We start from the raw sequence: 22,922 nt of genomic DNA, 5'->3' as shown, positions 1-22,922 counted from the left end.
TTTATATACTTAAAAAAGGAAGCGACTATCGCTTCCTTTTTTTATGGCTAAGGCTTAGAGTCTACGAAAAGGATTCGTATTAACAGAAGGTTAGCAGCTTCTGTTTGCATAGCGTAAACCGCATTATCGGTAGAGGGACGAAATGAAACGCACGCCACTTGCCATATTACTTTCATTGAATTTAAACACTGCCAGCGCGTCGCTTAGCACAGAGATTGATAGCATCATGGACGCTGCTATCGACAAGCACGCACCAGGATGTAATTTAGGAATAAGCCATCAGGGCCAATTTATTCACAAACGCGGATATGGATTGGCTAATCTCGAGTTGGAAGTTCCTTTGGATGGAAACCAGGTTCACCGAATGGCATCGGTTTCTAAACAGTTTACTGCTATGGCTGTGTTGCTCTTGGTACAGCAAGGAAAGATCGACTTAGATCAAGGCATTCGAACTTATCTGCCAGCGCTAAGGGAGTATCAAAACAAGGTCAGTATTCGCCAAATGTTAGGGCACACCGCGGGAATGGGAGATTATGACCTTATTGCGCCTTCCTATGAAGGGGAGATAAGTGATAAGGCAATAGAGTTAAGATCCGCGGCCGGAGGGCAATTTCGTCTCGGTAATGAAGATTATCTAACCATTGATGAATTCTATAATGTTGTAAAAACCGTACCGTTAGCGCAGGAACCCGGCAAGGAATTCAAATATTCGAACCTGGCTTATTTTCTTCTTTCTATGCTCGTCGAAAAGGTTTCTGGCAAATCACTGCGTCAGTTTTCTTCAGAGCAGATGTTTATCCCTTTGGGAATGAAACACACTTTTTTTAGTGATAACCCCGTCGAGGTGGTAAAAAACCGAGCTTCGGGTTACAAACAAGCGCAAGACGGTACGTATGTAACCGACATGACCAACCTATTCTGGGTCGGGGATGGTGGCCTGCATACCACTCTGGACGATTTATTAATCTGGAATAATCAATTTACTACGCCAAGCTTGGGTCAGGATCCAGAACAGTTGATAGCCATGATGAACACGCCTAACTCCAATATTGGTCCCTCAGCTGCATCGAGCTATGCCAATGGTCAGTTTATCAGTGAATTTAAAGGGTACAGGGAGTTTGCTCACTCTGGGGGGTGGCTTGGAACTACCACCTATTTTGCACGATATCCGCAATTAAAATTGTCATTTGCATTGATGTGCAATGATGTCTCTAACGACAATGTCTTTAGTGCTTATAAAGAAATTAGGGACAAGGTATTTAACGAAATACTAAACAAAAAGGAAGATAAATAGTGAAAAAAGGACTCGTGATTGCTTTTTTAGCCGTGCTGCTATTTGGATGCAGCAAGCCATTACCTTCGGATAGGCAAGCTTATGTAGGTGTATGGGAAAGTCCTGAGATGAGGTTACTGATACTCGCCGATGGCACGGTCGATTATAAACGGCTTAAAAATGGTGGCACAACCTCCATCAACGCGCCTTTGCAAGAGTTTGAAGGCGATGACTTTGTTGTCGGTCTGGGCTTTTTTAATACCCGCTTCGAGGTTACCCAGGCACCCCATCAAGTGAACGGCCAATGGCAAATGGTGGTCGATGGCGTGTTATTGACCAAGAAAATGTAACTGTTCGAGATAAGGGGCTGTGCCCCTTTTTTAATTCTCTTTTCGCCATCGCGGGCGAAAATACTCTTTCCTTCTCAATGCCAGAGCATTGTTCAGCGAAAGTAAAGTTATGTAAAACCAGCTTTCAAGGCCGGTGATTTGTGATCTAATGCTAGCAATTGGTACGTATTTTAATGTGTTAATGTAATTAGTCGCGGCAGAACGGGCGTTGACCGAGGTCAGGGTGAGCTCAGTGCTAAACGGCTGTTACACTGATGCAACAGTATAGTTACCCCTTATAGCCGACACGCGTATTTATAACGAGAAGGAAGGTTCAAGTTGCGACAGCTTTTCAGTGCAATTATTTGTAGTTTAGTAATCACTATGCCAGCGTTCGCTAAAGCCACCAAGGTGGTGGTTGAAAGCGTAAGTTTGGAGCGCTCCCAACAACAGGTTCAAGCGGTAGGCAGTGCCGAAGCGATTCACTCGGTGGTGTTATACCCGGCGGTGGGCGATAGGGTCACCGCGGTTCATTTTACCCCAGGACAGCAGGTGGAGGCAGGGGAGCTTTTGCTTGAGCTAGACTCACGTTTGCAAAGAGCCGCCGTTGACGAGGCAAAAATCCGTTTAGCCGACGCTGAGCGAACCTTGGAGCGCCTGCAAAATAGTTTTGCTAAGGGAGCTATTCCAAAAAGCGATCGCGATGATGCATTAACGGCGCGGGATCTCGCCAAGGTAGCATTGACAAAGGCCTCCGCCGAGCTTGAAGACCGTCAGGTGAGGGCGCCTTTTGCCGGGGTCATGGGCTTAACCGACGTCGAAGTGGGTGATCGCATTAGTGCTCAGACCGCCATTGCCAGCATCGATGACATCAGCTCACTGTATATTAATTTCAATGCACCCGAGGCGGCACTAACCATGCTCAGAGCTGGCGCCGAGGTCAGTGTCCAGCCATGGCAGCAACAACAGGCTATTAAGGCCAAAATAGCACAGCTAGACTCGCGCATCGACGCAGATACGCGCACCTTGCGGGTTAAGGCTCAAATTGCCAATCCGCAGGCCCAGTTTATTCCAGGCATGAGTTTTCGCGTGCAGTTAAGTATGCAGGGTGACGCCTATGCGGTGGTGCCTGAGGCGGCCTTACTGTGGGGAGCGACGGGCCCTTATGTGTGGAAAAGTGTCGATAATATCGCCACCCGTGTTGATGTCCAAATTGCTCAGCGATTATCTGGACGCCTCCTGGTGAGTGGAGCCTTGGATGAAGGTGAATTACTGATTGTGGAGGGGGTCCAACGGCTGCGTCCAGATCAGAGCGTGCGTTTCGAGCAAACCCAACTGGCGGAAAGGAACTAAGCCATGAGTGAGCAAATCAATACGCAGATTCAGGATTTGCCATCTATGGCTATACGCCGCCCGGTGCTGATCGTGGTGCTTAACCTCTTGATCATCATAGCCGGCATCGCCGCGATTGCAGGCGTTGAGGTGCGAGAGTTACCGGACGTTGACAGGCCCCGTATTACCGTTTCGGCATCATTCCCCGGCGGCTCGCCGGAAACCGTGGACACCGAGGTCACCAGCAAGCTAGAAGGGGCGGTGGCCCGTGTTAGCGGTGTAAAGTCTATTCGTGCGCAAAGTGAAGAAGGCAGCGCCCGTATCGTTGTTGAATTTCGTCCCGGCGTAAACCTGGATGATGCCGCCAACGAAACCCGAGAGTCCGTCTCCAGGGTGCAACGGGAACTACCGGAAGAGGTAGAGCGAGTATCCATTATCAAGGCCGATAATGATGCCGAAGCCGTGGTATCACTTACCGTAAGCAGCGAAAGCTTGTCCCTTGAAGCTCTCACCGAGCGGGTTGAAACCGACCTGGCCCCGCAATTTTTGACCATCCCAGGGGTTGCCGATGTGCGCCTTAATGGCGACCGTGAGCGGGTGATGCGGGTTCGTATTAATCCTTTAAAACTCAGCAGTTTTAACCTCACCGTGCCCGATGTCGCCGCAGCGCTGCGCCAGGCTCCGTTCGATGTGCCGGCGGGCAGCTTAAAATCCGATGACCAACAACTCATCGTGCGTGCCGATGCTACCTCCATCAGTGCCGAGCAGGTGGGCGACATTATCGTTCGTGGAGATACCCGCATTGCCGATATCGCCGCGGTGTATTTTGGCCCGGCGGATCCGCGTTCTATGGTACGCCTAGACGGCAAGCCGGTGATCGGCATGGAAGTGATTCGTCAGGCGCAGTCTAATACCATAGAAATCTCAGATGAAGTGCTGCTGCTATTGGAGCGCATGCGTGAGCGTTTTCCGCAAATGGAATTTACCCTCACGTCAGATGATGCCCAGTTTATTCGCAGTTCCGTCGATGAAGTGCTTAACTCCCTGGTGCTGACCATAGTGCTGGTGGTGTTCACTCTGTGGGTGTTTATCGGCTCATGGCGCGCCACCTTAGTGCCTGCCTTTGCCATTCCAGTGGCCTTGATTGGCTCGCTAGCGCTTATTTGGGCACTTGGCTTCTCGATCAATATTCTTACCCTGTTGGCGCTGGTTCTGGCCACGGGTTTAATCGTTGATGATGCCATTGTCGTCAGTGAGAACATTCAGCGTCAACGCAGCATGGGCTTAGGACGCCGTGCCGCCGCCGTTATCGGCACCCGTGAAGTCTTCTTTGCCGTGGTTGCCACCACCGCGGTACTCGCTGCGGTGTTCGTGCCCATCGCCTTTTTGCCTTCAACCGCCGGACGTCTATTCCGGGAATTTGGTGGTGTGCTCGCCGGCGCGGTGATCATTTCCAGCTTTGTCGCTTTGTCGTTAGTGCCGGCCTTGACTTCTAAGTTAAAATTGAAGTCCGGCGGTCGTCACCCCTTTGCTAAATTCGGTCAGGCCCTCGCGCAAGCTTACCAGTGGTGTATTCACAAGGTATTGGATCATGCCTGGATGACCTTTGTGATATCGTTACTTGTCGCCGCCAGCTCTGCCGCCTTATATCAGCAGCTTGAAAACGAACTATTGCCCAGCGAGGACAGGGGCAAAATCCGTATTTTCGCCCGTGGCCCTGACGGCGTTGGCCTGAACTTTATGGACCGCCAAGCCAAGCAAATGGAAGACATATTGCTCCCTTATGTGCAAAGCGGTGAAATCGAGTCGATTTATACCGTGGTCGGTCAGTGGGACCCAAATATCACCTTTATCACGGTACCCTTAAAGCATTGGGATGAGCGCCACTTTAGTCAGCAAGAGATCATTGCCAAATTACGTGCTCCTCTGGGTGATATTCCGGGAGCCCCGGCTCGGGCTTTTGGCTCCAACAGCCTTAATCTGCGTGGTCAGGGCGGCGGTGTTGGCTGGCGTTATTAGGCCAGGATTACAAGGCCATCTACGGCGCTGCGCAAGACTATGCCAAGGCCGTTGAACAAGCGATCCCAGGTGTAGCACCGGTGCGTATTTCTTATCAACCATCGCAGCCGCAATTAAGGGTTAATATCGACCGTCGTCGTGCTCAGGAGCTAGGCGTCGAGCTCAGCGATATCGCGGTGACTTTACGGGCGGCGATCAATGGTGATGATGTGGCCGATTTAAATGTGGGCGACCAGTCTATCCCCATTATGCTGCAGGCACAAAACCTCACCATAAACTCGCCCAGTGATCTGGCTAACCTTTATGTGGGTGGCAGCAACGGACAATTGGTACCACTGAGCTCGGTGGCCACCATAAGCGAAGAGGGCGTCGCCGCGGAATTAGAGCGTCATGCTCAGCGCCGAGCGATAGAAGTGGATATGCAGTTGCCCGAGAATGTGGCCATGGCTGAGTTGGTAAACCAGCTTCGCGACATAGGCGAAGACACCCTGCCAAGCAGTGTTACCTTGGCATTCAAGGGCGAGGCGCTGACCTTTGAGGAAACTGCCAACGAGGTAATGCTGACCTATGTACTGGCCTTCGTGATCGTACTTTTGGTGCTGGCAGCCCAATTCGAAAGCGTTAATAGTGCGGTTGTGGTCATGATCACAGTACCTTTCGGTATTAGCTCGGCGATTCTGGCTTTGTATTTGACCGGTACATCCCTGAATATTTTCTCGCAAATTGGTTTGGTAATGCTGATAGGCTTAATCGCTAAAAATGCCATTTTGCTGGTGGAATTTGCCGACCAGTTACGAGATAAGGGATATCAGGTGCGTGAAGCGGTGGAACGGGCAGCCTTGGTGCGCTTGCGTCCTATTACCATGACCCTGGTATCAACCCTGCTTGGAGCCTTGCCATTGATCCTGTCCTCCGGCGCCGGTGCCGAGGCGCGTAATGCCATTGGCTGGGTGGTCTTTGGTGGCTTGGCCTTAGCCGTGCTCTTTACCTTATTCCTTACTCCTGTGGTGTATTTGGGACTGGCTCGGTTTACCAAACCCAGGGCCGATGAGAGTAAACAATTGGCCGCCGAGCTAGAACAAGCCTCATGAAGAAAATGTCCGCGATTTCCCGCGGACATTTTTTTTTAAGGTCATTTATATTAAGCTTCAGCCTATTAGCACCAGTTTTGAGGTTGCACCATGCAAGCTGAACAGCTAGAAATAGCCCAGTTCCTCAGTAGTCATTCGCCCTTCGACGAACTTCCCGAAGACGCCTTGGCCCACCTTGCCCAGGAAGTGGAGGTTGCTTACTTTCGTGCCGGTACGGATATTCTTCATTACGGTGATGATATTGCCGATCTTTATGTGATCCGCTCCGGTGCGGTGGAATCCTATCGTCGCAGCGGAGAGCTTTACAATCGCATGGATAGCGGCGGCATTTTCGGGCAAATGGGCCTGCTGATGAATCGTAAGGTGCGCTTTCCTGTGACCGCCATGGAAGACACCCTGGTGTATTGCATAGATGTAGACCTGTTTACCGAGTACTGCGATAAGTTCGAGGTCTTTGCCGATTACTTTGAGGCCGATGGTAATGTGCGCTTACACCAGGCTATCGTCGAGCAAGCCGACAGCAATGATTTAACCACGGCTAAGGTTAAGGCTTTGCTACATCGCGATGTGGTGACCGTGACCTTGGATAGCAGCATTCAGGAGGTGGCCTTGCTGATGAGCGGTGAGCATATTTCCAGTGTGCTGGTGACCGATCCCAACAAGCCTATTAGCGACGACCCAGAAGAAGATGATGGGCAGGTGGTGGGGATTATTACCGACCGCGATATTCGCTCTCAGGTGGTGGCCTTGGGCAAAAGCCTGGATACCCCGGCGCATGAGGTGATGTCCAGTAATTTGACCTTACTCGATGCCAATGCCTATGTATTTGAAGCGGTCCTGGCCATGCTCAGGGACAATGTACACCATTTGCCTATCTTGCATAAGCGCAAGCCCATAGGTGTGATCTCCTTGTCCGATATCTTGCGCTACGAATCACAGAGCAGCTTGCTACTGGTTCGCGGTATTCTTGCCCAACAAACGGTGGAAGACCTCACCCATTTTGCCCAGCAATTGCCCAATGTCTTTGTGCGCATGGTCAACGAGGACGCCAATTCACATATGATAGGCACGGCCATGGCGGTGATCGGCCGCACCTTTAAGCAGCGTCTGCTGGCCCTGGCCGAGGAGAAATATGGGCCACCTCCGGTTCCTTATTGTTTTATTGCCTTGGGCTCCATGGCGCGGGATGAGCAACTAATCGTTACGGATCAGGATAATGCCATCATTCTCGACGATGCATTTGATGAGCATAAACACGATGCCTATTTTCAGGCCTTGGCAGATTTTGTCAGCGATGGCCTGGCGGCGTGTGGCTATACCTATTGTGATGGCGAGATCATGGCCTCTTTTAAAAAGTGGCGCCTGACCCGTAGTCAATGGCGCGAACAATTCGCCTCCTGGATAGCCGAGCCCAAACCACAGGCGCTGTTGCATAGTTCGATCTTTTTCGATTTGGATGGTGTCTGGGGTAAAACCAAGTGGGCGGATGAACTTAAGTCCTATATCGCCAAAGAAGGCCGGGCTAACCGTCGCTTCCTGGCAAACCTAGCGGCCAATGCCCGTAACCGTACGCCTCCGCTTGGCTTCTTCAAGGGGTTCGTTTTGGAGCACTCAGGTGAACACAAGCATTCGATGAACCTCAAACGACGCGGCACGGCACCCTTGTCCGATGTAATTCGTGTGCACGCCTTGGCGGTAGGCTCACGCAAGCAAAACTCATTCGAGCGTTTAGAAGACATCATAGATGCCAAGTTATTGCCGCCGGGAAGGGCTCAGGACCTTCGCGATGCCCTAGAGTACATTGCCATGACCCGAATTCGTCATCAGGCCTGGCAAATCGAGCAAGGTGAAAAACCGGATAACAACCTAGATCCCAGCCTGTTATCGCCGTTCGAGCAGCGTAATTTAAAAGAAGCATTCGCTATATTAGAAAAAGCACAAAGCTTTTTAAAATTCCGGTATCAAAGCGGTAATGGGTTGAATTAGTGCTGCAAAATAACTCCCTAGACTGGCCAGCACGCTACCAGCAATTGGCCCGTGAGGCTCAACATCCTCTGTTACAACGCTTTTATCAGGCCGGTATGGTTAAGGGCGAACAAACGCTCGGCGAAACCCAGTTTGTTGCCATGGACTTTGAGACCACGGGGCTCGATAGTGAGCGCGATGAAATTGTCAGCATTGGCCTGGTCCCTTTTACCTGGCAGCGTATTTATTGTCGTCAGGCGCGTCATTGGCTGGTCCAGCCCAAGCGCAACCTGGCCGAGCAGTCCATCGTTATCCATGGTATTACCCACTCAGAGGTAGAAGATGCGCCGGATTTGATCACCGTTTTACCGCCCTTATTAGCGGCATTAGAGCGGCGCGTGGTGGTGGTGCACTATCATGCCATAGAGAGGCCGTTTTTAGCCAATAGCCTGCTCCGGCGCATCAGTGAACGCATCGAGTTTGCGCTGATTGATACCATGGCCATTGAGCGCCAAGCACTGTTAGCGCGCCGTGGTTTTATTGGTCGTTTACTAGGTGAGAAAATAGGCTCCCTACGTTTGGCCGACTGCCGAGCCCGTTACAACCTGCCTCCTTATGGCGTACATAACGCCATGACGGATGCATTGGCCACCGCAGAGTTGCTACAGGCACAGCTGCGTTACCACTATCGTACCGATACGCCCCTTAACCGGTTGTGGATGTGATAAGCACGCTATCTTAAGCAATAAAAAAACGCCGCAGATGCGGCGTTTTGTTTTAGTGGAACCAGGGCTATGAGCTTCTGGGCTCGGTGCGCAGGCCTAAAATCAAGCTCACACACATTAGCAACAGCACTATGGTGAAAGGCAGGCCGGTGGAAACGGCACCCGCTTGCAGCGCTTCCATGGCTTCCTTACCGCCAATCCAGAGCAGGGCGGCGGCAATCGCGCCTTCGATGGAGGCCCAAAATACGCGCTGTGGTACCGGGGCGTCGACCTTACCGCCGGCGGTGATCGAGTCGATAACCAAGGAACCCGAGTCCGACGAGGTGATAAAGAACACCAGTACCAGCACAATAGCGATAAAGGAAAGTACCTTGGTCATAGGCAGCTGTTCGAACATTTGGAACATGGCTAGCGGCACCTCTGTAAGGCCCTTTTCGCCTAACGAGCCCAGGCCCGAGGCCACTTGATCTATGGCGATACCGCCATAAATTGACATCCACAGCGCGGTCACCAGAGTGGGGATGAGCAGCACGGCAATTAAGAATTCGCGAATGGTACGGCCTTTAGAAACCCGCGCGATAAACATACCAACAAAAGGCGACCAGGAAATCCACCAGGCCCAATAGAACACGGTCCAACCGTGCATCCAGGCCTCGTCCTCACGGCCATGTGGGTTGCTTAGCGGAATAATATTCTCGATATAGCCAAGCAGGGTATTGGGTAAGTTGCCTAGGGCTGCGGCAAAGCCCACGAGGGCAACGAACAATAGCAGTGCAAAGGCCAAGACCATATTGACATTGCTTAGCACCTTCACCCCGCCTTCAATGCCGCGAATTACCGAGATAATGGCCAGTAGGGTCACACCTATGATCACGCCGATTTGCAGGCCAACACCGCCGTCGGTACCAAAGACATGATTAAAGCCTGCCGATGCCTGTTGCGCACCTAAGCCCAAGGAAGTTGCTAAACCGAACAGTGTCGCCAACACCGCGAGAATGTCAATAATATGGCCCGGCCAGCCCCAGGCGCGATCGCCTAGGATAGGGTAGAAGATAGAGCGTATCGATAGCGGCAATCCCTTGTTATAGGCAAAGAAGGCCAGCGACAGCGCGACCACCGCATAAATGGCCCAAGGGTGCAGGCCCCAATGGAACATGGTGGCCCCCATGGCGGTTTTTGCCGCTTCTGGGGTATTGGCTTCGACGCCGAGCGGGGTTTCATACCAGCCGGTGTAATAGGCCACCGGTTCGGCGACCCCCCAGAACATCAAGCCGATGCCCATGCCGGCGGCAAACAGCATGGCCAGCCAGGAAATGCGTGAGTGGGAGGGGGTGGCTGACTCGCCACCGAGCCTGATTTTGCCGTAGGGGGAGACGATCAAAGCCAAACAAAACAACACAAAGAGGTTGGCCGCCCACATAAATAACACATCAAAATTGCCTATGATGTCCCACTTTATGCCGTCCAGGGTCTTTTTCGCGATGGCGGGATCGGTAACCAGAATCGCCACCAAGAAGATGATAATAAGGCCTGCGCTGATGCCGAATACGGGGTTGTGGACATCGAACCCCCACTTTTGCACATTATCCTGGCCGACGGTGTAATCGGTATTTTCTATACTGTATTTGTCATGATAATCACTCATGCCTACCTCGAGTTGTTATGACCGTTAGAGCCAAGGCCTAGTTGAGTGAGTCCACGTAAACCAATGATTTGTAGACTAACTAAATTAGACCCCTACATATGTACAATAGTTTAGAGATTAAAATATAAATGTAAATTGTAAGCGCGTTAAATGCCATAAATGATAAGTATTTGGGTGTTTTTAGAGCATAAAAAAAAGCGCCGGATGGCGCTTTGATATACATAGAATAATTCGCGGTGGAATTAGTTTTATTTGACGATCACCATTTCTTTCAATAGGTTGTCGGCCTTATCGACGTGGCGCATGACCCATAACATATAACGGCTATCGACATGAATAGAACGGTTTAAGTTGGCATCATAGTCCCAGTCACCGATGATGCTTTCGCTTACACCGTCGAACAACAAACCCACCAGCTCAGCATTGCCGTTGAGGGTCGGTGAACCTGAGTTACCGCCCGTGGTATCCACGGTACTTAAGAAGTTAACCGGCACAGAGCCCAGGCTGGCCATTTCGTATTCGCCATAGTTCTTGGCAGCAATCTGCTGCATTTGCGCTTGTGGTGCATCGAAAGGCGCTATACCCGTGTATTTCTCGGTGATCCCTTCAAGTCGGGTAAACGGCGTATAGGTCAAGGCATCGCGAGGGCTGTAGCCTTTCACCGTGCCATAGGTTACACGCAGTGTGCTATTGGCATCGGCGTATACCGGCAGGCCTTGCTCTTGGTTATAGGCAATGATGGCAGCCATGTATTGAGGGCGAACACGGTTTAACTCACCACTGAGCATTTTCTTCTCTTGTTCACGGGCTTGGAAATCGTCGTATGTTGCAACGGCAAGGGCGATGAAAGGGTCGTCGCTTTGTTTGAAATCGGCAACCGATTTTGCCATCCATTCCAGGCGCACTTGTTCTTCATTGAGCGCAGTTTGTTCGTACATCTTCGTCAGGCGTGCCAGCATGGCATCCTGATCATAGCCCTTATCCAGGCCAAGGGCCTTATCAAGCGAGCTAATACGTGCCTTTGGTTCAAGTTGAGCATATAGATCAACAAAGTGCGCAAATAACGCCTTATCGACAGCATCGTCATAACGGCGAGACAAGCTGGTCATACCGGCTTTGAAACGGGTCATATCACGTTCTTGATAGCCAGGCTCTCGTTCAGCGTCCGGCAACTGTTGCTCATTCGCCAGGCGATATAGGCGAGTTGCGGTGGACATCATGGCGCTGCGACCCATGTAACCTAAAATTAGGTCTAGCTCGCTGGTGGCTTGTGACTTGGCAATCAAGCCATCAAGTTCTTTAAGTACGTGGGCATATTGCTTTTTACGCGCTTTATCGGCGTTGATCCAAGCGCTTAGCTCGGTAGCCAACTTGTCCTTGCGCGCTTGCATATCGGTTTTTTGGTACGAGTTGACCATACCGCCGTAGTTTTTCGCGTAGTTGGCCAGACCGGCTAGCGTGCTTTCATAGGCGATGCGGGCTTTAGAGCCTTCTTCGGCGGTGGCCTTAATGATGTCCATGGACTGCTCGCGATAGGCCTTGGCTTTAGGGTAGACATCGGTAAATTGGTGCTCTACTTCGGCATTGGTACGGTAGCGGTTGGTGCGACCGGGGTAGCCGGTGACCATCACAAAATCACCTTCTTTTACGCCCTTGGCGCTGACCTTTAGGAAGGAATCTGAGCTAAAAGGTACATTGTCTTCACTGAATGGGGCCGGTTTACCGTCTTTACCCACGTAGGCGCGGTAGAAAGAGTAGTCACCGGTATGGCGTGGCCACATCCAGTTATCAATATCACCGCCGTATTTACCTATGCCTTGTGCCGGGTTGTAAACCAGGCGTACGTCTTGAATTTCCAGGGACTTAATCAGGTAATACTCTAAACCGCCGTGGAAGCTATATACATTACAGCGATAGCCACCGTCTTGCTCACACTCGGCAACCAAGGCCTTTTGTGCCTGCTCAATGGCCTTATAGCGCTCATTACCATCCATAGAATCGTTTAGCTGGGCGTTGACCTTAGTGGTCACATTGGTGACTTCTTCGGTCACATAGACACGCGAACCCGGCGAGGCCGGCAACTCTTCGCCATAGGTCTTGGCGAGGAAGCCGTTTTGCAGGATATTGTTTTCTGGCGTCGAATTATATTGAATCGAGCCGTAGGCACAGTGGTGGTTGGTCACCACCAAACCTTTAGGGGAAACAAAAGAGGCGGTGCAGCCGCCAAGGCTGATCACCGCATTCATGGGGAATTCGGTCAGCTTAGAAATGCTCTTGGGGTCGATTTCCAGGCCTTTTGCCTTTAATACCGACTCCAGTTGCGGCAATTGATGCGGTTGCCACATGCCTTCGTCGGCAAGCGCAGGGTTGATGGCCGTCGCCAATAGGGCGGCGCCAATAAGAGATAAACGCATAGTTTCATCCTAGTTGTTATATTTTCGCGACGCAGTGTCGCGCAGCAAAGGGTTAGGTGCAACTTTTTACGTTTACAAAATGTTTCCAACCATCAGAGCGGTCCGGGCAACAAGAAGGTGGCGCAGTCGAGACTGCGCCGGGTAGGTGTTATTCCTTGAGTGCAGCCTCGGCTGTGTAGGCGGCTTGGTGCGTATTGGCGGCGCGCCCGGATGGGTCAGCATTGGTTTGGAATGACGCATCCCAGGCCAGCGCCTGTGGTGTTGAGCAGGCCACCGATTTACCGTGGGGCACACACAAGGTCGCAACCCCGCCGGGGAAGTGCTGCTCGAAGATATTGCGATAAAAATATGCCTCTTTGCTGTCCGGGGTGTTGAGAGGGAATTTAAAGTGGGCGTTTTGCATATCCCGGTCCGATACCTGCTCTTCCACATAGGCTTTAAGCGAGTCTATCCAGTTATAGCCAACGCCATCAGAGAACTGCTCTTTTTGTCGCCACAGCACTTCGTCCGGCAGATAGCCGTCAAAGGCTTCGCGAATAATGTGCTTTTCGATGCGCCCGTCCTTACACATTTTTGCCTCTGGGTTAATGCGCATGGCGATATCGATAAACTCCTTGTCCAAAAACGGCACCCGTGCCTCGACGCCCCAGGCGGCCATGGATTTATTGGCGCGCAGACAATCGAACATATGCAGCTTGGCCACCTTACGGTTTAATTCGTCATGGAATTCCTCGGCATTGGGCGCCTTATGGAAATACAGATAGCCGCCAAAGAGCTCATCGGCGCCTTCGCCGGAAAGCACCATTTTAATGCCCATGGCCTTAATGTGACGGGCCATCAGGTACATGGGGGTAGAGGCGCGCACTGTGGTGACATCATAGGTCTCCAGATGGTAAATGACCTCTTTAATGGCGTCTATCCCTTGCTGCACGGTAAAGTGAATAGGGTGGTGAATGGTGCCGATATGCTCGGCAACCTTAGCGGCGGCGGCCAAGTCCGGCGAGCCTTCAAGGCCGATGGAAAAGGAGTGCAACTTTGGCCACCAGGCATCGCTGGCATCGTTATCCTCGATGCGCTTGGCGGCATATTTTTGGGTAATGGCGGAGATAAGCGAAGAGTCCAGCCCCCCTGACAATAAAACACCGTAGGGCACATCGCACATCAGCTGGCGTTTTACCGCGGCTTCCAAGGCATGTTTAAGGGTTTCCGGCTCGGCATCATTGTCTTTAACCGCCGTAAATTCCTGCCAGTCGCGGTGATAATAGCGCTGGTATTCGCCCACCTCGCTATCAAGGAAATGACCCGGAGGGAACTCCTCAATGTGGTTACAAATTGGCGTCAGCGCCTTGAGCTCGCTGGCCACATAAAAATTGCCGTATTCATCGCGGCCGGTATAAAGGGGGATAATGCCAATGTGGTCGCGGCCAATCAGGTACTTATCCTTTTCTTCATCGTACAGACAAAAGGCAAAAATGCCGTTGAGCTCATCGAGAAAGGCACTGCCTTTTTCTTCATACAGGGCGAGGATCACCTCACAATCGCTCTGGGTTTGAAATTCGTAGTCTATGGTCAGGGCATCGGCGAGTTGCTGATGGTTATAGATTTCGCCATTGACCGCCAACACATGGTTGCCGGCTTTATTAAACAGCGGCTGGGCACCGCTTTGTACGCCAACGATCGCCAGACGCTCATGCACTAAAATGGCATTATCGCCGGTATAAACGCCGGACCAGTCCGGGCCGCGGTGGCGCAACAGTTTCGACATGTCGATGGCTTGCTCGCGCAATTGCGCAATACTGGACTTGATATCGAGCACCGCAAAAATTGAACACATATTTGTTTTCCTCATTCCTTTCTCGAGCTTTTGTTGTAGCAGAAAAAATATGCCAAGTCACCCGAGATATATGGAGATGCGAGGATTTTTTATGCGCCAATTCAGTGCGCGATTTCACCCCTATGCACTAAGGTGGGTTTTGGGCGGTCAATCTCCGACCTGCGATCGCAATTTTATGGGAAAAGCGGTCTTATTACGCGCCGTACTCTTTGTGCCCATTGCGCTGGTGGTGGTTTGCTTGCACCAAATAATCGCAGGCTATAGATGGGGGTATTTGGTTTTATTTAACTGGTTATTGGCGGGATAAGAAGGCGCATTTCACCGCTTGGGAATTTATTGCTCTGTCGTAATTGTTGTCAATAAATACTGCGAGTCAGCAGATAATCTGAGATGTTATTTAAGTAGGGAGAAGGTGTTTTCATCTTGAGCAATCGTGTGCTGTATATAAATACAGTTAAATGCAGTTATTATTGGGTTGCGTGTATAGTCAAGAAAACGACCCAATCGCTTCTTTTTGTCGGACTGCTATTTTAAGCTACCAGCTTTGAGTTCCACACTAGTAAGGGCTATAAGAATTTGTTATCAATAGAGAAAGGATAACAACGAGCAAGCTGTGGTAGAAAAACGCGCAATTTGCTCTTTATAAACATGTTATGAAACATGGAGAGTTAAATGAAAATCGGAACCCTCGTATTAATATTTTCTCTATTTGGCTTTTATGCTTATGCCAATGAACAGAGTTCGATAGGCTATAAAACCGTTGAGTTGGCACTCGAAGCATTAAAAAATAAGCAAGGCACAAAATTAAGCGTTCAAGGCGGCTGGACTATCGTAGAAGATAAAGAAGAGTCGAATATGGTTTTATGGTCGTTTACTCCAAGTGCACACCCGGCATATCCAGCAGCAGTTAAACGTAAAGTTTTAGAGCGAGATGGAAAAGTTTATATTCAAATGTCGGCGCTATGTCAGGCCAAAAAAGCTGCTTGCGACAAATTAATGCAAGAATTTGAGCAACTAAACAAAAATATAATGAAAAACTAGATCAATGTGTTTCATAACAAGCGCCTTTTGTTGCTCGTAAACTCGCTGGGACAAATTTTCGCGGGCTCCTCGCTTCGCTCAAGTTTAGCCCACTCAATTTGCTCCATAGGCGGGCGTAATATTCTTAAAAAGAGGCCCTATGTTCCTTAAGATATCGAATAACATACACCTTGATCATTTACATATTGCAGATGCGCCACGACTTTATGAGGCGGTTGAGCTAAGTAGAGCAAACCTATCGCAATATATGGCGTGGGAAAAAAGCGTCCTAGATGTTGCCGGTGCTCAAGCCTATATAGAAAGTCGCTTAAATAGTGGCCTAGATGGGGCGCAGTGGTTCTCGATACAGTTTAACAACCAATTCAGTGGTGTCTTTGGGGTTAAATCCATTGACCCTGATAAGGGTGTTTGTGAGCTCGGTTACTGGCTTGCCGACAACGCCCGAGGTAATAGGGTGGTTGGGCAGATCTTAGGGGTGATGATCCCCTACTTAGCGACCGAGCAGGGTATCAGCACCATTGAATTCCAGTGTTTAGAAAACAATTTTGCCAGCATTAAAATAGTCGAACGTGCCGGGGCAAGGCTTTTGAGGAAAGTGCCAAATACATTGGACATCCCAAATAAAGAACAAGCAATCGGCATCTATTCGCTGCACGTATAGACGCTGCTTACCATGGCGTTAAGCCTGAATTGGCTGCGGCAATGTTTAATTAGATAGAGAATAAACAGCGTTGTGCTGGACTAACTAAATTCAGAGACACATGAAACTTAAATTAATCGCAGTAATAGCACTTGCATTGAGTACTACAGCCAGTGGCTCCAGCAATTGCGCTTCTCTCGCAAATAGGTGTATTGATGTCTTCGATGCGGGCAGTGGAAAATTGTTTACTAACTCACCATCAGTGGCTTACCTAGACAGTATTGGAGGAAGTCCAACACATCCAACACACCCAACTTGGACTGTGGATGGCACACGGGGACCATCCGGCATTTTCTACCTATTCAATTGGAATAATGCAAAGGCACTGTGTAATACCTATAATTCCCAAAGTCTCGGAGGGCGAACCAACTGGCGCTTACCAACGCGAGAAGAGTTAATGGGGTTATACGACAGTTACGGTAATATGTTTAGCGCACGCGGTTGGCCAACCGATGGCACTTACTGGTCGGTGACAGCTGATGATTCTTACTATTACGATGTGGATCTCGGTTATGGCTATGTGAGCACCAGTGAACCGAACAGCACGAGCGACAACCCCCACTTATTCCCGAGCTTTACTACCTACGCTTCCTGTGTTTCAAATCCTGAGGATTGAGTGTTTTATTTAAATTCACTAGACATAGAGACGCTGCTTTAAGCAAGCAGTACACTTGTGTCTTCTACATTCATCGCGTGCTTACGCTCAACCAGTCCCCAGGCCTTTTCATGGAGGTAAAATGCCACGGTATTAACCGCCGGCTCGACAATGGCGACCAGGCCGCCGAGCACCAGGCTACCGGTTAATAGGTAGGTAACGCCAAAGGCAATGGCGAAGTGCATGGTTGCAAAGGTGACTGTCTTTTTCATGATTATTGTTCCAATTCTCCAGTTCCAGTCAGAACATTATTTGTCATAACAAATCATAGGTAAAATAGTTTTATTTGATTAAATTAATCACAAAAATAGAACGGTCAGGTCAGGCCCGTTTGCCAGGCATTTTGACGAGAGAGTGAAAGAAGCTAATCAGCCTAGCTGGCGAAGGGCTGGAGTCGGCGCTCAATGTCATGGTACGAGAAAGCCGACTCTAACATCAGATTTGAACCTGCTATTTATGCGCGCGGCGATAGCGCATCGCCAGGCGCAGGCGGTTAAGCTCATTGCTATGTTGCTGATTTAAGTGTCGCGCCTGGGCCAGGGTCACCGGCGTAAAGGAGACGCTGTGGCCTCCCCTGAGTTGCCCTAGGCGCGGCAGGTCGGCGGCGATAACCTGGCCGAGCAGCGGATAACCGCCGGTGGTTTGGCAGTCATTTAACAGGACAATGGGCTCGCCACTCGGTGGCAGTTGTATACTGCCCGGTGCCACCGCGGTGCTTTTGATGCTAAGCGAATGGCTAAGATCTGTACTGTTTTGCTCTGCCTGCAGACGCAACCCCATGCGGTTGCTTTGCGCCGACACCTGCCACTCTGCTTCGCTAAACGCGAGTTTCAATTGCGGTGCTAAGCCAAATTCCCTGGGCTCGGCGATATAGTGAATTGCGCCTTGGCGTTTGGGCAGCTTGGCGCCCCAATTAAGCCACTGAAAATCGCTGGTGGCGAAGGCAATTTGTTGTCCCTCTTGCAGCGCTTGCCCATCAAGGCCTCCAAACCCGGCCATGCAATCCGTACTGCAACTGCCCAAGGCCGGATCTAACGCAAAACCACCGCTGACGGCCATATAACAGCGCAGGTTAAGGGACGAGGAGGCAAAGGTCAGCGTTTGTCCCGCTTTGGCCTGGTAACACCAGCCTGGCTCTATTCGCCGGCCGTCTAGATTGGCGCTCATATCTGCGCCACTAAGGGCAAAGCAGGCTGGCCGCTCAAAACGTACCTTAGCCATGCCCAGCGTGATTTCCAGCGCGGCGGCATTTTCGTCATTGCCGACCAGTAAATTGGCGACGCGCAGAGCATCACTATCGAGCGCACCACAACGGGATACCCCTAAGTGCCTTTGGCCAAAGCGGCCAAGATCCTGAATGGTTAGCTGGGGTCCGGGCTTAATTACAGTCAGCATGGTTAGGCCTCCACAAAACGCAGGGTGTCGCCAGGGGCGAATAAGGCCGGCGGCTGACTCAGTGGATCAAACAGAGTGAGCTCGGTATGGCCAATAATGTGCCATCCTCCCGGGGAATTGGCAGGGTAGATAGCGGTTTTATCACCGGCAATGGCGACGCTACCTTTGGGAACCTGGGTGCGCGGTGTGGCCAAGCGCGGCAGATGCAGGCGCGAGTCCAAACCACTGATATAGGCAAATCCCGGTTGAAAGCCAAGAAAATCGACGTCGTAATCACCAGCGCAGTGGGCATCTATCACTTGTTGCTCGGTTAAATTGCATTGCTCTGCAACGCGCGCTAAATCAATACCTTGTTCAGCACCATAACGTACAGGAATGACGTGATGGCGTGACACCAAATGCCCGTCATCAAACTGCGACCACAGAGTGGCACAGTGCGCTTCAAGGTGGGCTAAGTCTGTGCCTATTTGGCAGTACAAGGTGAGGCTCTCGTCTGCACTGACAGCGTCTATCACCTCATTGCGAGCGTGATGATGCATTGCGACGTAATTGATAAGGCGTTGCTTTTGTTTATGGTCTAACTGACTAATGTGTTGACAATCAATGACCAAACAGGTGTCGTCGAGGCGATAGAAATGTGGTGGCGGCAACTTTGCTGACATGGCAATTTAGGTCCTTCACTGGGCTCACCTTAAACACTGGCAAGCGTCAGTTATTATTTAATAATTATTAGGTTGCAAGATATTCACAGCCGAGGCAACAAAATTGCGCTCAACGCCCCTGCAATCCCCATTAGGCTATATATAAGAATGAGTTCTGCATTACTTAGCCAGTGGCTTAAAAAGCCAAGGCTACCAAAGGCAAGCAAGCACATGCCGATAACCGTATTGCTTACCGCAACATAGTCTGTGCGCTTATTACCCTCGGCCATATCCACTAAGTAGGTTTTTCTTCCCAGGCGTACGCCTTGGTGAGCAATGGTCAAGATAAGGTACATACCCGGTAAAAATAGGGGGCTTGATAGCAAGTAGGGTGACCAGGTTGCCACCAAATACACAAGTAGGCCATTCAAGCTCACCAATATGGAGGCGAAAACTAACACCTGCTTTGAAGAACGGTCACTTAAGTGACCCCAAAAAGGGCCGGATATTAGAGAAGCAAAGCCGGATAAGGCTAAAAACAATGCGAGAAGGGAGAAGTCGAACCGCTGCTCCGAGGCAAGGACGATATAAAAAGGCGCACTGAGCGCAGAGCAAAGCAGTAAGGCACGAGTCAGCACAAAATGAGCAAAGGGTTTATCGTCAATAAGCAGGCGTAATTTCCCGAGCGCGTGTGCCAGGCCATTTTTACCGCCGTCGGTTGCACCAGGATACTCGTCAATTTTTGCATAAACCAGCGCCGCTAAGACCCACATTAGGGCGCCCGCACTTAAGGCGATTAAGACGGAGGGCTTATCTCCCTGGCGTTGAAAGTACCAAAGCGCCAATCCAAAGGTGATGGTCGCAAAACCTGCAGCGCTGGCCGCATAGCCCGAAACGCCGCCTCTTTGTCTTTTGGGTATGGTTTTACCTAGCACGTCTTTGGCCGCTACCGAGTTAAATCCGCGCGCTAAGGAAAATATGATGAGCAGGGCGATAATGGAATAACCGGCGATATTACCTTCGGTGGTCAGGCCCGCTATTACCATGGCAAATATACACAAAGCTTGCACCAGAGCACCTAAGACCCATACCCATTTGCGAACAGGCAGGCTGCGGACATAATCTGCAATCGCAAGCTGGGGTAACAAGGCGCCGGATTCGCGAATAGGAACCAGCCAGGCAATAAAGGCGCTAGGGACATTAAGGGCGTGTAATAGCCAAGGCAGGGTCACCTTGGGATTGAGTAGGGCGTCAGCAAACTTACTCAGCACTTGTGACAACAATAAGGTGACATAATTACCCGGGACGACTTTACAGGCTGCGTCATCAATTCCTTTACAGGCTCGTGCGTCTTCGGTGTTGGCTAAACGTGTGTAAAGTTGGTCTTTAGTGATTTTAGTTTTCATAACCTCAAATGAATAAATTACATGTTTGTACGGTCATCTAATAGTAAGCGTGATTCGTATGCTGCTATGTAGGTGCGTTGTCATAGTTTAGTTTAGAGAGGTTAGCATGTTTAACAAGCTGTTTTTATGTACAATTTCATTGGTACTTGGTCTGTGCACGACGACTGTGCTCGGTGCCGACAAGCCGAAAATGACCGATGCGACAACGCAAATTGTCTTGGGAGCAGGATGCTTTTGGGGAGTTGAAAAACGGTTTGAAGCAATGGATGGCGTGCTCAATGCGCAATCGGGTTATGCCGATGGTCGCGGGTTTAAGCCAACCTACAAAAACATCATTGCCAGAAAACGGCGTTACGATGAAAACAACTATGCAGAAGTGGTTCGCGTGACATTTAATGCCAACATCGTCAGCTTAGAGCAGATTTTGCAATACTACTTTGAACAACACGACCCTACCCAGGTTAATCGCCAGGGGAATGACAGGGGCACACAATATCGCTCGACCATTCTTACCTATAATGACGAGCAGCACCGAATCGCCGTTAATATAAAGAACCAATATCAAAAACTACTGACAGACGCAGGATATGGCAGCATTGCCACGATTATTAAGCCATTAGATAGATTTTATCCTGCTGAGCAATACCACCAGGATTATTTACAAAAGAACCCGAATGGCTATTGCCCGGATCACTCCACCGGGGTGCGATTTGCTCAGCAACAGGAAGCAAAAGTAGATAACACCTCTTTATTGCAGGGCAAGCATATTGTCATGCTTGATGCGCGTGCCTATTGCCCTTACTGCGAAAAGTTTAAAGCGGAGGTGCTAAACGATTATCAAGGCTCGATTGCTGTGCACATGCGCTACGCTTCCCAGCTTGATGGCCTAACGGTGACCACGCCCACCTTTGCAACGCCCACCATCTTATTCCTAGAAGACGGGAAGGAAGTGGCCGGTTATCAGGGGTATATGGAGCCACAACTATTTTATAAAGCACTCGGTGCGTTCAAATTAGGAAACACCGAAGCCTACCGGGTCGCCTTTAACAAGGGCACGGATAATCGCTTCTGTAAAGAGTATGAAATTTTCAAAAATACCCCGGATGGTGTGTTTATAGACAAATTATCCGGTGCGCCCTTATTTGATACCAAAGACCGCTTTAATTCCGGCACCGGCTGGTTGTCATTTACCAAACCCGTGGCAGGGCAGGTAACCCGTCATCAAGACAACAGTTATGGCATGCGACGAGTGGAGATACGTTCCAAATCCTCCGGTATTCACCTCGGCCATGTGTTTGCCAACGAGGGACCGGGGGGCAAACCTCGCTATTGTATTAATGCCACCGTGCTCGAGTTTGTACCACGCGCTCAATACCGTGCCCGCACCAAGACGCAATAACTCTCGGCCTAGTCGCTATCACTACTAAAGAGCTTTTTGCGCACCAGGGTGCGGTACTCGCTCGGGCTTTGCCCCAACTCCTGGGTAAAGAGCTTGTTGAGCAACGCCTGATGATTAAAGCCCAGCTCCAGGGCGATGTCGTTAATGCTGAGGTTGGAGTTGGCGAGCAACTCTTGCCCGGCCTGAACTTTGAGCTTACGCCAATATTGGTTGGGACTCAGGCCGGTGGCCTGCCTAAATCGCCTAGTCAGGGTACGCTGAGAAATGGCAAATTGGCTGGCTATCTCGGCGATACTCAGCTCACTGCTAAGGTTGTTCTTAAGCCAAAACTGGACTTGGGCAATGAGCTCATCGGGATGGCGTTCATTCATACCTTCTAGATAGCGCTGTTGCTCATAGGGCTTTCGTACCTCATGGGAGAAGTTGCGCTGTACATGCAAGGCGCATTCGCGACCATACATGTTTTCGAGAATATGCACTATCACATCCGCCAGCGCATTAAGGCTGGCCACACAGTAAAGCCCCTCGGCCTGGGTGATAAAGTACTCGGGCTTTAATTCAACCTCAGGGTAATCGCGTTTAAACTGATCGGCATAATGCCAATGGGTGGTAGCCGGGTGGCCATCGAGTAATTTGGCCTCGGCGAGAAAACAGTTGCCGGTGCCAACGCCTATCATGGCGCAGCGTTTAGGGTCGAGTTTTGCCAACGCCCGGATCAGACGCTCTTGTTTTCTTAATACCGGACGCGGGTTACGCCAAAGACTGGGCAAAATGAGCAGATCGCATTTATCTAACGCATCGAGGCCGACATTGGCCATGAAGGGTAAGCCACTGTGGGCCAACACCGGCTCATCGGATTGCGCCATCAGCTGTAGGCTTAGTGTCGGGACGTGTTTGTTGTGCCGCCGCGCAAAGGCGTAGCCGGCATGCAGCATTTCAAAGGGCAGGGTCAAGCTGGTGGCTAACATCTGCGGATAAAGGGCGATTAAGACGTTAAAGGGCTTCATAAAAGATCCGACCATTCAAATTTGGCCGTATTTGATAAATATATGGCCATT

The 22,922-nt window shown here is 50.4% G+C and carries 17 protein-coding genes and 1 pseudogene; 10 read left to right on the top strand and 8 right to left on the bottom strand.

Going from position 1 to position 22,922, the window contains the following annotated elements:
• The first annotated feature begins 142 nt into the window (after positions 1 to 142).
• From C2M29_RS10945 to C2M29_RS10920, 6 genes and pseudogenes are all read left to right on the top strand, one after another.
• The gene (locus C2M29_RS10945) at positions 143 to 1,294 is read left to right on the top strand and encodes a serine hydrolase domain-containing protein (protein ID WP_105189807.1); all 1,152 of its coding nucleotides are present in this window, start codon (positions 143 to 145) and stop codon (positions 1,292 to 1,294) included.
• A gap of 107 nt (positions 1,295 to 1,401) precedes the next feature.
• Positions 1,402 to 1,623, top strand: coding sequence for a hypothetical protein (locus C2M29_RS10940; protein WP_233998408.1), 222 nt, complete (start codon positions 1,402 to 1,404; stop codon positions 1,621 to 1,623).
• Positions 1,624 to 1,986: 363 nt separating this feature from the next.
• A complete protein-coding gene (locus C2M29_RS10935) occupies positions 1,987 to 2,955 on the top strand; it encodes an efflux RND transporter periplasmic adaptor subunit (RefSeq protein ID WP_105189805.1) in 969 nt (322 codons plus the stop codon).
• Between the two features lie 3 nt (positions 2,956 to 2,958).
• Positions 2,959 to 6,044 (top strand): annotated as a pseudogene (locus tag C2M29_RS10930) (efflux RND transporter permease subunit).
• Positions 6,045 to 6,134: 90 nt separating this feature from the next.
• The gene (locus C2M29_RS10925; protein ID WP_105189804.1) at positions 6,135 to 8,030 is read left to right on the top strand and encodes a DUF294 nucleotidyltransferase-like domain-containing protein; all 1,896 of its coding nucleotides are present in this window, start codon (positions 6,135 to 6,137) and stop codon (positions 8,028 to 8,030) included.
• Positions 8,030 to 8,734, top strand: coding sequence for a 3'-5' exonuclease (locus tag C2M29_RS10920; RefSeq protein ID WP_442792552.1), 705 nt, complete (start codon positions 8,030 to 8,032; stop codon positions 8,732 to 8,734). The genes C2M29_RS10925 and C2M29_RS10920 overlap by 1 nt, the downstream gene beginning before the upstream one ends.
• A 67-nt stretch (positions 8,735 to 8,801) precedes the next feature.
• On the opposite strand, the gene C2M29_RS10915 is transcribed toward C2M29_RS10920, so the two are convergent.
• The 3 genes from C2M29_RS10915 to asnB form a co-directional block, all read right to left on the bottom strand.
• Complete coding sequence (locus C2M29_RS10915) at positions 8,802 to 10,379, bottom strand: BCCT family transporter (RefSeq protein ID WP_105189803.1); 1,578 nt, start codon at positions 10,377 to 10,379, stop codon at positions 8,802 to 8,804.
• Positions 10,380 to 10,627: 248 nt separating this feature from the next.
• Positions 10,628 to 12,793 (bottom strand): S46 family peptidase, encoded by a 2,166-nt coding sequence (locus C2M29_RS10910; protein ID WP_105189802.1) that lies wholly within the window; start codon positions 12,791 to 12,793, stop codon positions 10,628 to 10,630.
• 148 nt (positions 12,794 to 12,941) lie between these two features.
• Positions 12,942 to 14,627, bottom strand: coding sequence for an asparagine synthase B (gene asnB, locus C2M29_RS10905; RefSeq protein WP_105189801.1), 1,686 nt, complete (start codon positions 14,625 to 14,627; stop codon positions 12,942 to 12,944).
• A 672-nt stretch (positions 14,628 to 15,299) separates the two neighbouring features.
• Here asnB and C2M29_RS10900 point away from each other — a divergent pair.
• The 3 genes from C2M29_RS10900 (at position 15,300) to C2M29_RS10890 (ending at position 16,984) form a co-directional block, all read left to right on the top strand.
• Complete coding sequence (locus C2M29_RS10900; RefSeq protein WP_105189800.1) at positions 15,300 to 15,668, top strand: molecular chaperone DnaJ; 369 nt, start codon at positions 15,300 to 15,302, stop codon at positions 15,666 to 15,668.
• A gap of 139 nt (positions 15,669 to 15,807) precedes the next feature.
• Positions 15,808 to 16,329: a GNAT family N-acetyltransferase gene (locus C2M29_RS10895; RefSeq protein ID WP_105189799.1), complete on the top strand. Its 522-nt coding sequence runs from the start codon at positions 15,808 to 15,810 to the stop codon at positions 16,327 to 16,329.
• Positions 16,330 to 16,429: 100 nt separating this feature from the next.
• On the top strand, positions 16,430 to 16,984 hold the full coding sequence (locus C2M29_RS10890) for an Lcl C-terminal domain-containing protein (RefSeq protein ID WP_105189798.1): 555 nt from the start codon (positions 16,430 to 16,432) through the stop codon (positions 16,982 to 16,984).
• A gap of 38 nt (positions 16,985 to 17,022) precedes the next feature.
• Here the strand turns inward: C2M29_RS10890 and C2M29_RS10885 are convergent, their stop codons facing one another.
• From C2M29_RS10885 to C2M29_RS10870, 4 genes are all read right to left on the bottom strand, one after another.
• The gene (locus tag C2M29_RS10885; RefSeq protein ID WP_105189797.1) at positions 17,023 to 17,235 is read right to left on the bottom strand and encodes a DUF2061 domain-containing protein; all 213 of its coding nucleotides are present in this window, start codon (positions 17,233 to 17,235) and stop codon (positions 17,023 to 17,025) included.
• A gap of 238 nt (positions 17,236 to 17,473) precedes the next feature.
• On the bottom strand, positions 17,474 to 18,418 hold the full coding sequence (locus C2M29_RS10880) for a biotin-dependent carboxyltransferase family protein (RefSeq protein ID WP_105189796.1): 945 nt from the start codon (positions 18,416 to 18,418) through the stop codon (positions 17,474 to 17,476).
• A gap of 2 nt (positions 18,419 to 18,420) precedes the next feature.
• Entirely contained in the window at positions 18,421 to 19,080 is a 660-nt protein-coding gene (gene pxpB, locus C2M29_RS10875) for a 5-oxoprolinase subunit PxpB (protein ID WP_105189795.1), read from the bottom strand.
• A gap of 83 nt (positions 19,081 to 19,163) precedes the next feature.
• On the bottom strand, positions 19,164 to 20,465 hold the full coding sequence (locus tag C2M29_RS10870; RefSeq protein ID WP_105189794.1) for an MFS transporter: 1,302 nt from the start codon (positions 20,463 to 20,465) through the stop codon (positions 19,164 to 19,166).
• Positions 20,466 to 20,571: 106 nt separating this feature from the next.
• Here C2M29_RS10870 and msrA point away from each other — a divergent pair, with 106 nt between their 5' ends.
• The gene (gene msrA / locus C2M29_RS10865; protein ID WP_105189793.1) at positions 20,572 to 21,864 is read left to right on the top strand and encodes a peptide-methionine (S)-S-oxide reductase MsrA; all 1,293 of its coding nucleotides are present in this window, start codon (positions 20,572 to 20,574) and stop codon (positions 21,862 to 21,864) included.
• Between the two features lie 8 nt (positions 21,865 to 21,872).
• Here msrA and C2M29_RS10860 read toward each other — a convergent pair whose 3' ends face one another.
• Complete coding sequence (locus C2M29_RS10860; protein ID WP_105189792.1) at positions 21,873 to 22,871, bottom strand: GlxA family transcriptional regulator; 999 nt, start codon at positions 22,869 to 22,871, stop codon at positions 21,873 to 21,875.
• Positions 22,872 to 22,922 lie beyond the last annotated feature (51 nt).

This window comes from Pseudoalteromonas sp. T1lg48 (genome assembly GCF_002964785.1).
Lineage (GTDB): Bacteria > Pseudomonadota > Gammaproteobacteria > Enterobacterales > Alteromonadaceae > Pseudoalteromonas.
This window is presented reverse-complemented; position numbering and strand designations above follow the sequence as displayed.

Coding starts and splice junctions, on each gene's coding strand:
- C2M29_RS10900 (WP_105189800.1), top strand. CDS start 15,300: ATGAAAATCGGAACCCTCGTATTAATATTTTCTCTATTTGGCTTTTAT.
- C2M29_RS10945 (WP_105189807.1), top strand. CDS start 143: ATGAAACGCACGCCACTTGCCATATTACTTTCATTGAATTTAAACACT.
- C2M29_RS10935 (WP_105189805.1), top strand. CDS start 1,987: ATGCCAGCGTTCGCTAAAGCCACCAAGGTGGTGGTTGAAAGCGTAAGT.
- C2M29_RS10860 (WP_105189792.1), bottom strand. CDS start 22,871: ATGAAGCCCTTTAACGTCTTAATCGCCCTTTATCCGCAGATGTTAGCC.
- C2M29_RS10890 (WP_105189798.1), top strand. CDS start 16,430: ATGAAACTTAAATTAATCGCAGTAATAGCACTTGCATTGAGTACTACA.
- C2M29_RS10940 (WP_233998408.1), top strand. CDS start 1,402: ATGAGGTTACTGATACTCGCCGATGGCACGGTCGATTATAAACGGCTT.
- pxpB (WP_105189795.1), bottom strand. CDS start 19,080: ATGTCAGCAAAGTTGCCGCCACCACATTTCTATCGCCTCGACGACACC.
- C2M29_RS10885 (WP_105189797.1), bottom strand. CDS start 17,235: ATGAAAAAGACAGTCACCTTTGCAACCATGCACTTCGCCATTGCCTTT.
- C2M29_RS10895 (WP_105189799.1), top strand. CDS start 15,808: ATGTTCCTTAAGATATCGAATAACATACACCTTGATCATTTACATATT.
- msrA (WP_105189793.1), top strand. CDS start 20,572: ATGTTTAACAAGCTGTTTTTATGTACAATTTCATTGGTACTTGGTCTG.
- asnB (WP_105189801.1), bottom strand. CDS start 14,627: ATGTGTTCAATTTTTGCGGTGCTCGATATCAAGTCCAGTATTGCGCAA.
- C2M29_RS10870 (WP_105189794.1), bottom strand. CDS start 20,465: ATGAAAACTAAAATCACTAAAGACCAACTTTACACACGTTTAGCCAAC.
- C2M29_RS10880 (WP_105189796.1), bottom strand. CDS start 18,418: ATGCTGACTGTAATTAAGCCCGGACCCCAGCTAACCATTCAGGATCTT.
- C2M29_RS10915 (WP_105189803.1), bottom strand. CDS start 10,379: ATGAGTGATTATCATGACAAATACAGTATAGAAAATACCGATTACACC.
- C2M29_RS10925 (WP_105189804.1), top strand. CDS start 6,135: ATGCAAGCTGAACAGCTAGAAATAGCCCAGTTCCTCAGTAGTCATTCG.
- C2M29_RS10910 (WP_105189802.1), bottom strand. CDS start 12,793: ATGCGTTTATCTCTTATTGGCGCCGCCCTATTGGCGACGGCCATCAAC.